The sequence below is a fragment of the Nannocystis sp. RBIL2 genome (genome assembly GCF_026626745.1).
GTDB lineage: Bacteria > Myxococcota_A > Polyangia > Nannocystales > Nannocystaceae > Nannocystis.
This window is the reverse complement of record NZ_JAPNJW010000002.1, coordinates 3,947,718-3,962,261: the sequence shown is the minus strand read 5'-3', so window position 1 is coordinate 3,962,261 and position 14,544 is coordinate 3,947,718. Positions and strand designations below refer to the sequence as shown.

The window sequence follows — 14,544 nt, the reverse complement described above, 5'->3', positions numbered from 1 at the left end:
GGCCGCCGTCCGCGCGATCGCGGGCCGCCCTGCGCGATGTTGCTCTGCTATGTTTCCGCGCGTGCGCCGGCCGGGCCCGAGGAGTTCGCGCGAGGTGGCGACGCTGCTGGCCGCAGGCTGTCGGGCGCTGCGCGACGCGCTGCGGGCTGCCGTGACCGCGCCGAACTCGCGGCTGCGCACGCTCGCGGACGAGTGGTCGCTGGCGGCCTGCGGCGGCGAAGCGGAGTTCGCCGAGGCGATGGCGCAGACGATCGCGTACGGGCTGTGGACGGCTCGGCTGGGGCTCCCCGATGCGGTGCCGGAGGTCGCGGGGGCGTGCGCGCGCCTGGGGGAGACGCCGGGTCCGCTGCTGCGCGCGCTGCGAGCCGCGGCGGAGCATCGCGCGGAGATCGGCATGGCGCTGGGGGAGCTCGAGGCGACGATCGCGGGGCTCGACGAGGCGTCGCTCGCGGCGCTGCGCGAGGGCGAGGGGGCGTACTTCTACGAGGAATTCCTGGCGGCGTACGACGGCCGGCTGCGCCGCGAGGCCGGGGCTTACTACACGCCGAAGGAAGTGGTGCACGCGCAAATCGTGGCAGTGCGCGAGCTGCTGGCGCGCGAGCTCGCGGCGCCGCTCGAGTTCGCGGCGCCCGAGGTGGTGACGATCGACCCGGCGTGCGGCACCGGCGTGTACCCGCTGGCGATCGTGGCGGACGCGCTGCGTGGCGCGCGAGAGACGGGCGGCGACGTCGCGGCGTGCGCGAGCCGACTCGGGACCAACCTCGTGGCCCACGAGGTGCTCGCGGGGCCGTTCGCGGCGGCGCACGCTCGCCTCACGCGCGCGCTGCGGGTCGCGGGGGCGCGGCTGCCGGCGGCGGGAGTGCGGGTGAGGCTGCGAGACACTCTGGCGAGGGCGGAGGGGGAGGACGTCGAGGCGGGGCGCATTCGTGTGTGTATCGGCAACCCGCCGTACGACCGGCGCGAATTGTCGGAGAGCGATCGCGGCGGGTGGATCCGCCACGGCGATCCTGAGCGCGGAGAGCGGCCGCTGCTGGCCGATTTCCTGCCCGACGCCGCGGTCGGCAAGCACGCGAAGAATCTTTATAATGCCTATGTCTATTTCTGGCGCTGGGCGCTGTGGTGGAGCTGCGAGCAGGAAGGGCCGGGGGTGGTGTGCCTGATCACGCCGTCGAGCTACCTGCGCGGTCCGGGCTTCGCGGCGATGCGACGCCGACTGCGCGCGGTGCTCGACGCGTTGTGGATCGTCGACCTCGGCGGCGACGCCCTCGGCCCGCGCCGCTCCGCCAACGTCTTCAAAAATATTCGCACGCCGGTGTGTATCGCGGTCGGGGTGCGACGCGCGGAGGGGGATCGATCGCGGCCGGCGGAGGTCTGGTACACGCGGCTGGCAGACGGGGACAGCCGCGAGCAGAAGCTGCGCACGCTCGGGGCGCTGCAATCGTTGCAGGAGCTCGAGTGGGCACGCGCACCGAAGGGGTGGGACGCGCCGTTCGTGCCCGGGGCGTCGGGCGACTACGGTGATTGGCCGCGGCTGGTGGACCTGTTTCCGTGGCAGCACGCGGGGGCGCAGTGGAAGCGAACGTGGCCGATCGCGGAGACGCCGGAGCTGCTGGAGCGCCGCTGGCGAGCGCTGCTGCGGGCGGACGATCGCGCGGCCGCGTTCCGCGAGACGGAGGCGTGGACGATCGCGCGGCCGGGGGTCGATCTGCTCGATGGGTCGCCGCTGCCGGCGCTGGCGTCGTTGCCGGCGGAGGCGCCGGTGCCTCGGGTCGCGCGGATCGCCTGGCGCTCGCTGGACCGCCGCTTCTGTCTGGCGGATGGCCGCCTCGGCGATCGCCTTCGACCGGCGCTGTGGCGGACGCACGGGCCGTCGCAAGTCTATTTGACGACGATGTTGTCGAGCGGGCTGTCGCGCGGGCCGGCGGTGACGGCGTGCGCGGAGGTGCCCGACCTGCACCACTTCCGCGGGTCGTTCGGCGACAAGGGGGTGATCCCGCTGTGGCGCGACCGCGCGGCGACGCAGGCCAACGTGACGCGTGGTGTACTCAATGTGCTAAGGGACATGTTCTCACGGACAGTGACGGCGCAGGAGCTGTTCGCGTACGTGTATGGCTGCCTGGGACACCCGGGGTACGTCGAGTCGCTGCGCGAGGAGCTGGCGGAGCCCGGGCCGCGGGTGCCGCTGACGCGCGACGAGGAGTTGTTCACGCGCTGCGCAGAGGTCGGAGCGGAGCTGCTGGGGCTGCACACGTTTCGGGTGCGGCTGATAGACGGGGCGGCGCGCTGCGTGGCGCCCGTGCGCGCGATGCCGGAGAGATTCTCGTACGCGGACGAGGTGCTCACGGTCGGAGAAGGAAGCTTCGCGCCGGTGTCGGCGGCGGTGTGGAACTACGAGGTGTCGGGTTTGAAAATCGTGCAGTCGTGGTTGGCCGGCAGGATGCTGCAGCGCCGCGGCCGCACGTCGTCGCCGCTCGACGCGCTGCGACCCGAGGCGTGGTCGGAGGCGCTGACGGCGGAGCTGCTCGAGCTGCTGTGGGTGGTGGAGCGGTCGCTGGCGCTGTCTCGCGCGCAGGCGGAGATCTTTGGACAGATCGTGGGCGGGGAAATGGTGTCGGCGAGCGAGCTGCCGGCGCCCAGCGCCGAGGAGCGGGCCGAACCGCGAACGCGGTGCGAACCGAGTTCGCGCTGAGGGCGAATGGCGCGCGCGCGAATCGCTGGTCGATCGTCGCCGTGCCCGCCAAAAAATGGTGGCCTCGAACCCCAGGCGCGCTTCGGTGCGCACCACGGTCGCTGCAGGTATACTCGTCACCCGCGGCTCACTGGCGGCCGAGGCGTTGGGAGGCACGAATTGAGCGTCACCGTCGATTCTCCGAAGACCCCGGTCACGGCAGGCAGCCATGGCGTCGCTGCCGCGACGGTGCCCAACGTCTGCAAGATGCCCGGCCCGCCGGCGCCGTTCGTACCCACGCCGCTGCCCAACATCGGCCGCAGCGAGGACTCGCCGAAAGGCTACTCGAAGAACGTCCGCATCGAGGGCAAGGCCGTGGCGATCAAGGGCGCGAGCTTCAAGTCGGTCGGTGACATCGCCAGCAAGGCCACCGGCGGCGGGATCGTCTCCGCCAACACGCATGGGCCGACGCAGTTCGTGGGGCCGGGCGCGATGGACGTCAAAATGGAGGGGGAGAACGTCCACTTGCTGGGGGACCCGATGCTCAACAACTGCGCCGGCGGCGGGAACCTGCGAACGCCGCGACGCTCCTGGGAGTGATTCAAAATTGCGGCCCGGTGATCGCGGTGCCGGAGGACGTTTGCCCGGTCTGCGAGAAGACCCACGAGGCGTTCCAGGAGAGCGAGGCGACCACGGCGGACGCAAGTACGCTGGCGACGAACTTCAAGGCGGCGGTGAAGCCGGCCGTGCAGAGCGGCGTGTCGTCTCCGCAGACGATGCTCGGGGTCGTTCACTGCAAGTGCGGCAAGAAGTACGCCGACCAGTCCGGCCTCACGACGGTCGAGCTCTGCGAGGCGGCGAAGGGGATGAAGCACCCGTCAGGCGTGACGACGTCCTACAAGGACGGAGCGTCGCGCGATGCCGCGAAGAACACCGCCGAAGCGGCGATGGTCGGGCGGATGCGGGCGCACCTGAAGAACTCGCCGGCGTTCCGCACCCGGCCGCATCGTGCCCGACCTCGCGGCCGGGTGGCGCGGCGCGACCGCCCAGCAGATCGAGCAGATCGAGCTGCGCGCGGGTCGTCCGTTGCCGCGCTTCTATCGCTGGTTCCTGGCCCGCATGGGGGTCAGCATGGGGCCGATCGCGTATCGTACGATCGACTTCTCGGCGTCCACGGTGCTGGCGGCCTATGCGAAGGGCCTCGTGGCCCAGCTATCTGCGGCGAGTGCTCGGAGAGCTCGCCACGGGCTCCGACCTCGCGCTGGATGTCATGGAGTGGAACCCGCCGCTGGCCTCGCGGGCGAGCCGACGGTAGACGGCGGAGCTGCGCAAAAAAACGCTCAGAGCGGGGCGGTCCGCTGAAAACAGTAGAGGTGGAACAATTGTGAGCAGGCCGCGGGGTTGTTGGCCGGGGCGTCGCTCCAGGTCATGTTCGTGGGTCCGGCGACGCCGAGGCGGCCCAGGGTCTCGGCGGCCTCGGAGGTCCAGTCGTCGCAGTGATCGGCGCCGATGCGGGTACCGTTGCGGAAGGTGTTGGACCAGACCGGAGCGGGGATGTCCAGCGTGTTGCCGGTCTCGTCGACGCCGATCCCGGTGATGAGCGGCAAGGTGGTCAGCTCGCCCCATCCGTGGGCGACGATGGGGCCGGTGGGCAGCTTGTAATAACCGGAGTAGAGGGTATCGAAGCGCCCGCCGGTGGCTGGATCGGCGCTCGAGTCGCTGAGCCATGCGCTCCACTGAACGTCCGGCGGAAGGTCGAGCCATTGCGCGGCCTCTGCACATTTGGCGTCGGCGCCGTCGAGGCCGCCGAGAGCGCCGGTGTAGGTCGTCGCGGTGGCGAAGACGATCCGCGGGGCGAGGCACTCGTTGGAGCAGTCGTCGTCGTCGAAGAGGTTGCCGTCGTCGCACTCCTCGGGGCCGTTGCGCAGGCTGTCGCCGCAGCTCGGGCCGGGGCCGCTGCACTCGGTGTCGCAATAACCGTAGGCGCCGTTCAGCGCGCCGTCGTCACACGGCTCGTTGCCGGCCCAGAGCTTGCCGTCACCGCAGGTCGCAGTTACGCAGCCGGCGAGGCAGGCGTCGCCGTCGTCCGCGTTGCCGTCGTCGCACGGTTCGCCGGGATCCTCGACGCCGTCGCCGCACACGGGAGGCTCGGTGCAGTCGGCCTGGCAGCCGTCGCCGTCGACGGTGTTGCCGTCGTCGCACTGCTCGCCTGGATCGCGCTGGCCGTTGCCGCAGAGAGGCGAGGGGGTGACGCTGCAGTCGTCCTCGCAGCCGTCGTCAGGGGTGCGATTGCCGTCGTCACACGCCTCGCCGGGGTCGAGCTGGCCGTCGCCGCACTCGGCGGCGCTGCTCGAGGTGCTGCCGGAGGAGGTGTCCTGCGGGGCCTCGCTGTCCGTCGCGGGGGTCGAGCCGGTCGGATGATAAAAGCAGGCGCCGACGACGAGGAGCAGGGGGAGGAGTCTGGACTCGCGGGAGCGCATGTGGGTGGAGCTTCGCGGAGGTCGCGGGTGCCGAGCTTCAGTTCTGAATGCAGTAGAGGTGGTGCATGGTGGTGCAATCGGCGGCGGTCTGGGCGTCCGTCCAGGTCGAGTCGGTGGCGCTCGTGCTGCCGACCCTGCCCGTGCCGCTGAGGGCGTCCCAAATGCTGCAGTGAGCGTCCAGCGAGAGGATGGAGCCGTCGGGCGTGGTGTTGGTCCAGGCCAGCGCGTCGGGTGCCACGAGCTTGCCCGTCTCGTCGCGGTTGATGGGGTTCAGCAGCGTCCCCGAAGCCAGGCCCGACCAGTTGCGAGCGACCAGGACCGGCTCCGGCCCGGGGAGGATGTACCAGCCGACGAATTGGGTGTCCAGGCGCGCGGCAGCGCCCTGGCCGTCGTCGCTGAGCCAGGCGGTCCATTCCCAGGCCGGGAAGTCGAGCGTCAGGACGCCGCAGCGAGCGTCGGCTCCGTTGAGCTGGTTCATGTCGCCCTTGTAGGTCTGCGAGGTGACGAAGACGTAGCGGAAAGGGACGTTCTTGCAGGCGTTGCAGAGATCGTCGCCGCCGGGGGTGCCGTCGTCGCACTCTTCCTCCGGGGCCTGGACCTGGCTGTCGCCGCAGCGCGGGCCTGGTTCGCACTGGGTGGTGCAGCCGTCGTAGGCGGTGTCGTCGTTGTCCCGGCCGTCGTCGCAGAGCTCGACGTCTTCGTGCACGAGGCCGTCACCGCAGGTCGCGGTCTCGCAGGAGGACAGGCAGTCGTCGGTGTCGACGAGGTTGCCGTCGTCGCAGGCCTCGGCGCCGACATGCACGATCCCGTCGCCGCACGCGGCATTCTTGCAATTATCGCGGCAGGCGTCGCTGTCGTCGGCGTTGCCGTCGTCGCACTCCTCGCCGTCGTCCAGCATGCCGTTGCCGCACAGTTCGACCGGCGTGAAGCCGCAGTCGGCATCGCAACCGTCGCCGTCGACGAGGTTGCCGTCGTCGCACTGCTCGCCCGGCTCGAGCACGCCGTTGCCGCAGGCGTGGGCACCGTCGCCGGTGGTCGGGAGGGTGCTCGAAGTCGCGTCCGTGCCGGTCGACGAGTCCGGCTGGCTCACGCTGCCGTGGGGGTTGTAGAAGCAGCCAGAAGCGGCGAGGAGGGCGAGGAGCGTGGCGGTGCGGTACGTCATCGGTTCCCGGGGCTGCGAAGCGGCGCCTCTGTCCTCGTCATGAACTCGGCACCGGGGTCGCGGCCTCACGAGTGTCCGAGTGCGCCGGGCTCGGGGAAGGGGGGAGACGAACGACGGTACAGCATCGGCTCCGGTGCGAGCAAGGCGCGGCCGCGCCCGGCTGCAGTGGGGGAGGTGAGGTCAGTTCTGGACGCAGTAGAGGTGGTGCGATGAATTGCAGTCGGACAACGCCCCTGCGTTTGTCCACGTCGCGTCCGTCGCGCTCGGGTTGCCCACGCTGCCCGTGCCCGAATTCGAATCCCAGAGGTTGCAGTGTGAGGCCGTGTCGGCCGCGAGAGTCTCGCCATCGGCCCCGGTGTTGGTCCAGGCCATCGCGTCCGCGGGGACCGGAGCGCCGTACTCGTCTCTGTCGATGCGGTTCTGCAAGGAGCCCGCAGTCAGGCCCGCCCAGCCGCGGGCGACGAGCTCGGGCTGGGCTCCCGGGAGGACGTACCAGCCGTCGAAGGCGGTGTCCATGCCGAGGGCAGGAGAGCCAGCGTCGTCGCTGAGCCAGGCGATCCACGTGGAGCCGTCGCCCAGAATGTCGCCACTGTCCGCCGCGGCCGCGCACTTGATATTCGCGCCGCTCAGCTTGTTCAGGTCGCCCGTGTAAGCCTTCGAGGTGACGAAGACGTAGCGGAAGGGGACGTTCTTGCAAGCGTTGCACGGGTCGTCGCCCTCGGGAGTGCCGTCGTCGCACTCCTCGTCGGGGGCCTGGACTTGGCCGTCGCCACAGCGCGGGCCGAGCAGGCACTGAGTGGTGCAGCCGTCATAGGCGGTGTCGCTGTTGGCGTCGCCGTCGTCGCAGGCCTCGACGCCGACATGGACTCGGTCGTCGCCGCAGGCCGCGGCGATACAGGAAGGCAGGCAGTCGTCGGTCTCGATGGCGTTGCCGTCGTCGCAGGCCTCGACACCAGCCTGTACGACGCCGTCGCCGCAGTGCGCGTGGGTGCAGTCGTTGATGCAGGCGTCGGTGGCGTCGTCGTTGCCGTCGTCGCACTCCTCGCCCGGGTCGAGCTCGCCGTTGCCGCAAGCGGGGGCGGGCGTGAAGGCGCAGTCGGCCTCGCAGCCGTCGCCGTCGAGGGCGTTGCCGTCGTCGCACAGCTCGCCAGGCTCGAGCTGGCCGTTGCCGCAGAGGGGCGTGTTGTCGGTCGTGGGGGGAGTGGCGCTCGATGTCGTGCTTGAGCCCGAGGTCATGTCGGGCTGGTTCGAGCTGCCTTCGGGATTGTAGAAGCAGCCGTGGACGGTGATGACAGCGAGCAGGGCTGGGAGACGAGGGAGCATGGAGAGCGGGCTTGAAGGGGATTCCCTGCAGCTTGAGAATGACGCTGGAGCGACGATCTGCGGTACAAGTGCACTTCGCGTCAGCGCCTACGAGCCCACCAAGGTTGCCATTGAAACTGCTTGCGGTAGCAAAGACCAAACGGGGGGCGATGCAAGTATTGGAGCACTCGTCGTCATCCGTTTGGTTGGCGTCGTCGCACTCTTCCGGGCCGTTGCGCGTGCCGTCACCGCAGCGCTCGCCGAGGTCGCTGCAGTCGTTGTTGCACTGGCCATACATGCCGTTCATCGGCCCGTCATCGCACGTCTCTTTGCCCGCCCAGAGGATGCCGTCGCCGCACTTGGCCGCCACGCATGTGGAGAGGCAGCCATCGTCGTCCATTTCATTGCCATCGTCACACTGCTCACCGGGGCCTTGCATGCCGTCGCCGCACACCGGCGTGATGGTGCAGGTGCTCTCGCAGCCGTCGCCGCTCATCTTGTTGCCGTCGTCGCACTGCTCGCCAGGGTCGAGCTTGCCGTCTCCGCACTCCGTGGTGAATGAGAGCCGACAGTTGCCCTCGCAGCCGTCACCGTCGTCGTTGTTACCGTCGTCGCATTCCTCGGCCTCATCTATCGTGCCGTTGCCGCACAGTTCGCCGGGTGTGGTCGTGCAGTCGACCTCGCAGCCATCACCGGGGGTGGCGTTGCCGTCGTCGCACTGCTCGCCGGGCTCGAGCTTGCCGTTGCCGCAGGCGGGGTTGTCGTCGGTCGTGGTCGGAAGGGTGCTCGAGGTCGCGCCTGTGCCCGTCGACGGGTCCGGCTGGCCCGTGCTGCCCTGGGGGTTGTAGAAGCAGCCAGATGCGGCGATGAGGGCGAGGAGCGTGGAGGTGCGGTACGCCATCGGATCCTTGGGCTGCGAAGGGGCACCTCTGTCCTGGTCGAGGACTGCGCACCTGGGCCGCGGTTTCACGGGAGTCCAGGCGCGCCTGGTTCCGGGAAGGGGTGACAACTGCTCCTGTCATAGACGGCGGTAGATGGGCCCATCATATAGTTCACCACGGCTTCTGTAAGTGCGACGACGTTTTTGATGAGCTGTCAAGGCAGATTTTCGACGCAGTAGAGATGGTGCTGCGTGTTACAAGGCGCAGATGCGGGCTCGGCTGGATCCGTCCAGGATTTGTCCGTGGCGGACGAAAGGCCGACGCGGCCTGACGCTCCACCGTCCATCGAGTTCCAGTTCGAGCAATTCAAGTTCAGCGCGGGCAGGTCACCGGCGATATGGGTATTCGTCCACGCTGTCAGCGGCTCCGGGACGGCCTCTCCGTTCTCGGTGTGGTCGATCGCATGCATGAGTTGGCCGGAGGTCAGACCTGCCCATCCCTTGGCCACCAGGGTGGGAGGATTTGTCGGCAGCACGTACCAGCCGGTAAAGGTCTGATCCAGCCGCTCGGCTGCTTGATTCGATCCTGAGCTGAGCCAAGCGGTCCAGGCGACATCACCAGCGTTGGGAATGTTTCCGGCGTTGGCCGCGTCGACGCAGTCTCCATCGGCACCGGCGATTCCGTTACGGTCACCGCTAAAGACGCTCGTGGTGATGAAGATGTGTCGAGACGGATTGATCTTGCAGCTATTACAAAGATCATCGCCTGCTGGCGTGCCATCGTCGCATTCTTCGGCGCCCACCTGGACGAAGCCATCGCCGCAGAACGCTATCTTGCACGATACACAGGTGTCTGAGTTGTCCGAGTTTTCATCCTCGCACTCCTCGCCGGCTTCCGCGTTGACGACCCCGTCTCCGCACTCGACCGCCGTGCAGTCTCCGTCGCACGATGCGCTGGGCGCTCCGTCGTCGCACTCTTCGGTGCCGGCGAGGATGACGCCGTCGCCGCAGACCGCGCTCTTGCAGGTGTTGGTGCAGGCGTCGGTGTTGTCGTCGTTGCCGTCGTCGCACTCTTCGCCGGCGTCCGTCTTGCCGTCGCCGCAGGAGGCGGGGATCACGGTCTTGGTGCAGTTGTTCTCGCAGCCGTCCATGGCGACGTTGTTGCCGTCGTCGCACTCTTCGCCGTCGTCTACCGTGCCGTTGCCGCACAGCTCACCGGGCGTGGTGGTGCAGTCGGGCTCGCAACCGTCACCGGGGGTGGCGTTGCCGTCGTCGCACTGCTCGCCGGGCTCGAGCACTTCGTTGCCACAGGCGGGCTTGTCGCCCGGGGTCAGCGTCGTCGTCGCCGTGGGGTCGGTTGTGTCGTATCCCGTGGTCTCGCCGGGGAGGACCAGGGTGCCTTCGGGGTTATAGAAGCAACCGTGAGCGGCCAAGACGGTGAGAAGAGCCAAAGAGTGAGAGGGCATGGGTCTCCTGGGGCCTGCGATAGGCGTAGTCCCGAGCGGCGGGAGCTCCGAGGAGGTCGTGACCGGACCGCCTGAGCTCAGTTTTGGACGCAATAGAGGTGGTGCATGGTGCTGCAGTCCTCAACGGTTCCGGTATTCGCCCACATCGCGTCGGTGGCGTTCGGGCTGCCCACGCTGCCGGTTCCGGTGTTCGAATCCCAAATGTTGCAGTGCGAGGCCGTGTCGAGCGAGAGGATCTTGCCGTCGGCCTTGGTGTTGGTCCAGGCGGTCGCGTTCGCCGGAACCTGATCGCCGGCCTCATCCCGGTTGATCGGGTTCTGTAATTTGCCCGATGTGAGACCCGCCCAGTTCCTGGCAACGAGAGTTTGCTCGGGGCCGGGGAGGACGTACCAACCGACGAAGGTCGTATCCATGCGGGTAGAGGCGCTCGTTTCGTCATCGCTGAGCCAGGCGGTCCATCCCGCCGCCTCCGCCGCCGGGAGATCGGATGCCGCGATGAGGCAACGAGCATCAGCGCCAGGGAGCTTGTTGAAGTCGCCCTTGAAGGTGTCCGAGGTGACGAAGATGTAGCGGTAGGGAACGTTCTTGCAGGCGTTGCACAGATCATCGCCGTCCGGGGTGCCGTCGTCGCACTCTTCTTCGGGGGCCTCGACGGCCTCGTCGCCGCACCGCGGGCCTAACTGACACTGGGTGGTGCAGCCGCCATAGGCGGTGTCGCTGTTGTCGCCGCCGTTGTCGCAGGCCTCGACGCCGTCGTGGCGCTGGCCGTCGCCACAGAACGCGTTCTTGCAGGAGGACAGGCAGTCGTCGGTGTCGTCGTCGTTGCCGTCGTCGCACTCCTCGCGGACGTCCGTCTTGCCGTCGCCGCAGGAGGCGGGGATCACGGTCTCGGTGCAGTTGTACTCGCAGCCGTCCATGGCGACGTGGTTGCCGTCGTCGCACTCCTCGCCTTCGTCGACCATGCCGTTGCCGCACAGCTCGCCGGGCGTCTTGGTGCAGTCGACCTCACAGCCGTCACCGGGGGTAGCGTTGCCGTCGTCGCACAGTTCGCCGGGCTCGAGCGCGCCGTTGCCACAGGCGGGCTTGTCGTCGGTCGTCGCGGTCGGGGTCGGAATGGGGCTGGAAGTGGTGCTCTCGGTCGTGCTTCCGGTCAAATCGCCAGTGCTGCCCTTCGGATTGTAAAAGCAGCCGTGGGCGGTGGTGAGGGCGAGGAGCACGATGGCACGGTTCAGCATGGGTCCCCTGGAACTGCGTGACGCGTAGCTGTACTCGGCAGGAGCTGCCGAGGTGGCGGGCAGAGCGGGGCCATACTTGGCCCTGTACGACGAGGGCTCGAGATGCTCGTTTGCGACTCTAGAGAATGTCTTCGATGCAATAGAGGTGATGCTTGGTATCGCACGTAGCAGATGCGGGGGACGCCGGATCGGTCCAGTCGCTGTTCGTCGCGGTAGAAAGTCCTACACGGCCGGAGTCCGCGGGCATTGAAGAGTTCCAGCTCTTGCAATGGAGATTCGATGCAGGCAGCTCGCCGACGATGTCCGTATTCGTCCAGACCGTCTCCGGTGCCGGAATCGCCTGGCCGGTCTCCGTTGCGTCGATTGCGTGTTGAAGGGTGCCGGAGGTCAGCCCAGCCCAGCCTCGAGTCACGAGGGTGGGCGGCGTGGTGGGTAGGACGTACCAGCCGGTAAAATTGGTGTCGAGCCGCTGGACAGCCTGGATCGCGTTAGCGCTCAACCAAGCGACCCACTGCGTGGTGTCAGTCAGAGGAAGCTCTGCCGTCATAGCCGCGCTCAAGCACGCGCTGTCAGCCGCAGTGATGTTGCCGAATTTACCAGTGAAGGTCGCGTTCGTCGTGAAGACGTAGCGGTAAGGGGTGTCCTTGCATTTGTTGCAGAGATCGTCGCCGTCCGGGGTGCCGTCGTCGCACTCCTCGACGCCAGCCTGGACGAAGCCGTCCCCGCACACCGCCGTCTTGCACGCGATGCACGCGTCCGTGTCGTCCGAATTTTCATCGTCGCACTCCTCGCCGGCTTCCGCGTTGATGACCCCGTCTCCGCACTCGACCGCCGTGCAGTCGCCGTCGCACGACGCTGTGGGCGCTCCGTCGTCGCACTCCTCGGTGCCGGCGAGGATGACGCCGTCGCCGCAGACCGCGTTCTTGCAGGTTTTGGTGCAGGCGTCGGTGCTGTCGTCGTTGCCGTCGTCGCACTCCTCGCCGGCGTCCATTTTGCCATCGCCGCAGGAGGCGGGGATCACGGTCTCGGTGCAGTTGTTCTCGCAGCCGTCCATGGCGACGTCGTTGTCGTCGTCGCACTCCTCGCCCTCGTCCACCACGCCGTTGCCACACAGCTCGCCGGGTGTCTTGGTGCAGTCGGCCTCGCAGCCGTCGCCGGGGGTGGCGTTGCCGTCGTCGCACTGCTCGCCGGGCTCGATCACTTTGTTGCCGCAGGCGGGCTTGTCGTCGGTCGTCGCGGGCGACGTCGCGGTGGTCTCGGTCGGTTCGGTCGTGTCGGTGGAGGTCTCGGTGACGACGCCGCCTGTCCCGGTCTCGATCTGGGTGAGATCTTTCAGGCAGCCGGCAGGAAGCAGGACGAGGACGACGAGCGAGGAGCGGGCGAGCATGGCGGTGCGCTTGTGGACATGGTCGACGGTGAGGCCGCCGAGCGCAAGGGTGCGGCGAGGGGCCGAGGCAGATCTCGCAGAACGTCGGTCCCGACGACGCGAAATTCCGGCGATGTTGCGACCGATGGCGCCCGGCGCCTTGGCGCGCGAGCAGCGGAGGTCGAGTCGCAAGGCGACGCGACCGCGGGCCCACAGGTCGCCGGGCGCAACATTTTTTGAAAAACCAGCGAAAACGAGGCGGCGGAGCTCGGTGGGTCGCGTACAGGCAGCCTGCGAAGGTCGGGGAGGCTCGTGTGTCGCGGCTGCAAGGCGCGCCCGTACCACTGTTACGAGCTCGAGGCCTGCGCGCTCGAGCGGCCGCGCCCGGGTCGGGGCGATGCCCGGCGTCGCCGTCAGGAGGCGGACGCTGCGCGAGATTCGGATGCGCGCGGGCGAGCCTGGCCGTTGAAGCAGGTGGTGCGATCGGGCGCGCAGCGGCGGCGGGTCGCTTGGCCCGCGGGCCGGTGGGGCTTATACTCGCGGCCCGGTCGGGGAACGAGGGCGCATGCTGATCGTGCAAGGTGTCGCGCTGGCGATGGCGATGGTGACTGCGGACGCGCCTGCGGCGTCGGCTTCGTCGAAGGAACAGCGGGTCGCAGCGGCGTACCAGCAGTTCGAGAAGCAGCGGCACGTCGAGGCGGCGCTCGAGTTCGAGGCGCTGTGGCGGGACTTCAAGGAGCCGCGGTTCTTGTTCAACGCGGCGGTCACCCGCTACACGGCCCGCCACTACGCGCACGCGGTGGCGTACCTCAACGAGTACCTGGCGCTGGCCGAGGTGAAGGGGGCGGACCGCGACGAGGCGAAGGCGCAGCTCGAGGTCGCGCGACGCGAGGTGTCGAGCGTGCAGGTCCGCGTGCAAGCCAACGGGGTCGCGGGCGTACCGACAGTGACTGCGCGGTGGGTCAGCGAGCTGGCGTCGGACCTGCGGCCGCAGCTGCCGGTGGCAGTGGCGCCCAGCGGGGCGGCGCAGAGCGGGGTGATCCAGCTCGACCCGGGGACGTGGGTGGTCCGCGCCGAGGCGCCCGGGGCCGAACCCGCGGAGGTCCAGATCAAGGTGGCCGCGGGCGCGCCGGTGACGGCGGAGCTGGCGTTGAAGCCGCTGCCGAAGGAGACAAGTCCCGAGACGCCGACGAAGCCGGGACCGGACAACAGCCCCCTGGTGCGTCGCACGGCCGGTTTCGTCGCCCTCGGCGACGGCTTGGGCCTGGCGGCGGTCGGGATCGTGGTGACGGCGGTCGGGCAGGCGACGAGGTTCGGGCCGGCGCTGAAGACCGATCCGATGAACTGCGCCGATTGGCCCACTCTGGTGGAATGCTCCTCGAAGCTGCGCTCGGGGGCGGAGTTGCGGGGGGTCGGGACGGGCCTCGTGGGGGCAGGGCTCGGCCTGGTCGCGACCGCCCCGATCTGGTTCGCCCGCAACGAGAAGGCGCGGCGGGTGGCGTGGGCCGTCGAGACCGGCCTGGGCGGGGCGGCGCTGATCGGCGGGATCGTCGGGGTGGTCCTCTCCGCGAGAGGCTTCAACGAGGCCAACGCGACGCCGAACGCGACCTGGCAGAGCGTGTCCGAGGGCGTGAAAGGGCCGGCGACGACCTACGCGGCGGCCACGGCGATCACCGGGTTCGGGGTCGGGGTGGTGACCGGCGCCGGGCTGGGGCTGGCGTTCGGGCTGTCGCGCGGGAAGAGCTCGCAGTACGCGAAGGCGCTGCGGGTCGGCGGCGCACCCGGGCGCTCGGCGTTCGGGCTCACGCTCAGCGGACGCTTCTGAGCGCGAGCGGCAGGCTCGCTTCAGGGCATGCCCCCAGGGGCATGTCCTGATGAACATGTTTGTTTGAAGATGTATGAACGGGCATGTCCGAAAGGACATTAGCCGACTCGGCCTCACCGGTGTGCCGGTCGGGTCGAGGCGGTGGCCCTTCGCCGGGCGC

Annotated in this window: 11 protein-coding genes; 4 read left to right on the top strand and 7 right to left on the bottom strand. The window is 68.9% G+C overall.

What is annotated here, in order from left to right:
• Window positions 1-61 precede the first annotated feature (61 nt).
• Both OV090_RS51225 and OV090_RS40785 read left to right on the top strand, forming a co-directional pair.
• A complete protein-coding gene (locus OV090_RS51225; protein WP_267710281.1) occupies window positions 62-2,689 on the top strand; it encodes a type ISP restriction/modification enzyme in 2,628 nt (875 codons plus the stop codon).
• 159 nt (window positions 2,690-2,848) lie between these two features.
• Entirely contained in the window at window positions 2,849-3,268 is a 420-nt protein-coding gene (locus tag OV090_RS40785; protein ID WP_267710280.1) for a PAAR-like domain-containing protein, read from the top strand.
• A 1-nt stretch (window position 3,269) separates the two neighbouring features.
• Here OV090_RS40785 and OV090_RS40780 read toward each other — a convergent pair whose 3' ends face one another.
• The 4 genes from OV090_RS40780 to OV090_RS40765 all read right to left on the bottom strand — a co-directional run bounded on the left by OV090_RS40780 (window position 3,270) and on the right by OV090_RS40765 (window position 7,633).
• On the bottom strand, window positions 3,270-3,395 hold the full coding sequence (locus tag OV090_RS40780) for a hypothetical protein (RefSeq protein WP_267710279.1): 126 nt from the start codon (window positions 3,393-3,395) through the stop codon (window positions 3,270-3,272).
• A gap of 613 nt (window positions 3,396-4,008) precedes the next feature.
• On the bottom strand, window positions 4,009-5,148 hold the full coding sequence (locus OV090_RS40775; RefSeq protein WP_267710278.1) for a DUF4215 domain-containing protein: 1,140 nt from the start codon (window positions 5,146-5,148) through the stop codon (window positions 4,009-4,011).
• 37 nt (window positions 5,149-5,185) lie between these two features.
• The gene (locus OV090_RS40770) at window positions 5,186-6,310 is read right to left on the bottom strand and encodes a DUF4215 domain-containing protein (RefSeq protein ID WP_267710277.1); all 1,125 of its coding nucleotides are present in this window, start codon (window positions 6,308-6,310) and stop codon (window positions 5,186-5,188) included.
• 180 nt (window positions 6,311-6,490) lie between these two features.
• Complete coding sequence (locus OV090_RS40765) at window positions 6,491-7,633, bottom strand: DUF4215 domain-containing protein (RefSeq protein WP_267710276.1); 1,143 nt, start codon at window positions 7,631-7,633, stop codon at window positions 6,491-6,493.
• On the opposite strand from OV090_RS40765, the gene OV090_RS40760 reads away from it, so the two are divergent.
• Window positions 7,632-8,174 carry a hypothetical protein gene (locus OV090_RS40760; RefSeq protein WP_267710275.1) on the top strand — a complete coding sequence of 181 codons (543 nt, stop codon included), beginning with the start codon at window positions 7,632-7,634 and terminating at the stop codon, window positions 8,172-8,174. The genes OV090_RS40765 and OV090_RS40760 overlap by 2 nt on opposite strands.
• A 533-nt stretch (window positions 8,175-8,707) precedes the next feature.
• On the opposite strand, the gene OV090_RS40755 is transcribed toward OV090_RS40760, so the two are convergent.
• The 3 genes from OV090_RS40755 to OV090_RS40745 form a co-directional block, all read right to left on the bottom strand.
• Window positions 8,708-9,958, bottom strand: coding sequence for a DUF4215 domain-containing protein (locus OV090_RS40755; RefSeq protein WP_267710274.1), 1,251 nt, complete (start codon window positions 9,956-9,958; stop codon window positions 8,708-8,710).
• Between the two features lie 77 nt (window positions 9,959-10,035).
• Window positions 10,036-11,193 (bottom strand): DUF4215 domain-containing protein, encoded by a 1,158-nt coding sequence (locus OV090_RS40750; protein WP_267710273.1) that lies wholly within the window; start codon window positions 11,191-11,193, stop codon window positions 10,036-10,038.
• A gap of 118 nt (window positions 11,194-11,311) precedes the next feature.
• Window positions 11,312-12,580 carry a DUF4215 domain-containing protein gene (locus tag OV090_RS40745; protein ID WP_267710272.1) on the bottom strand — a complete coding sequence of 423 codons (1,269 nt, stop codon included), beginning with the start codon at window positions 12,578-12,580 and terminating at the stop codon, window positions 11,312-11,314.
• 544 nt (window positions 12,581-13,124) lie between these two features.
• Here OV090_RS40745 and OV090_RS40740 point away from each other — a divergent pair.
• The gene (locus OV090_RS40740; protein WP_267710271.1) at window positions 13,125-14,384 is read left to right on the top strand and encodes a hypothetical protein; all 1,260 of its coding nucleotides are present in this window, start codon (window positions 13,125-13,127) and stop codon (window positions 14,382-14,384) included.
• The last annotated feature ends 160 nt before the right edge of the window (window positions 14,385-14,544 follow it).

Bases quoted from the DNA above. Each gene is read 5' to 3' on its own strand.
- OV090_RS40750 (WP_267710273.1), bottom strand. From the start codon at position 11,193: ATGCTGAACCGTGCCATCGTGCTCCTCGCCCTCACCACCGCCCACGGC.
- OV090_RS40745 (WP_267710272.1), bottom strand. From the start codon at position 12,580: ATGCTCGCCCGCTCCTCGCTCGTCGTCCTCGTCCTGCTTCCTGCCGGC.
- OV090_RS40755 (WP_267710274.1), bottom strand. From the start codon at position 9,958: ATGCCCTCTCACTCTTTGGCTCTTCTCACCGTCTTGGCCGCTCACGGT.
- OV090_RS40765 (WP_267710276.1), bottom strand. From the start codon at position 7,633: ATGCTCCCTCGTCTCCCAGCCCTGCTCGCTGTCATCACCGTCCACGGC.
- OV090_RS40760 (WP_267710275.1), top strand. From the start codon at position 7,632: ATGGAGAGCGGGCTTGAAGGGGATTCCCTGCAGCTTGAGAATGACGCT.
- OV090_RS40775 (WP_267710278.1), bottom strand. From the start codon at position 5,148: ATGCGCTCCCGCGAGTCCAGACTCCTCCCCCTGCTCCTCGTCGTCGGC.
- OV090_RS40770 (WP_267710277.1), bottom strand. From the start codon at position 6,310: ATGACGTACCGCACCGCCACGCTCCTCGCCCTCCTCGCCGCTTCTGGC.
- OV090_RS40740 (WP_267710271.1), top strand. From the start codon at position 13,125: ATGCTGATCGTGCAAGGTGTCGCGCTGGCGATGGCGATGGTGACTGCG.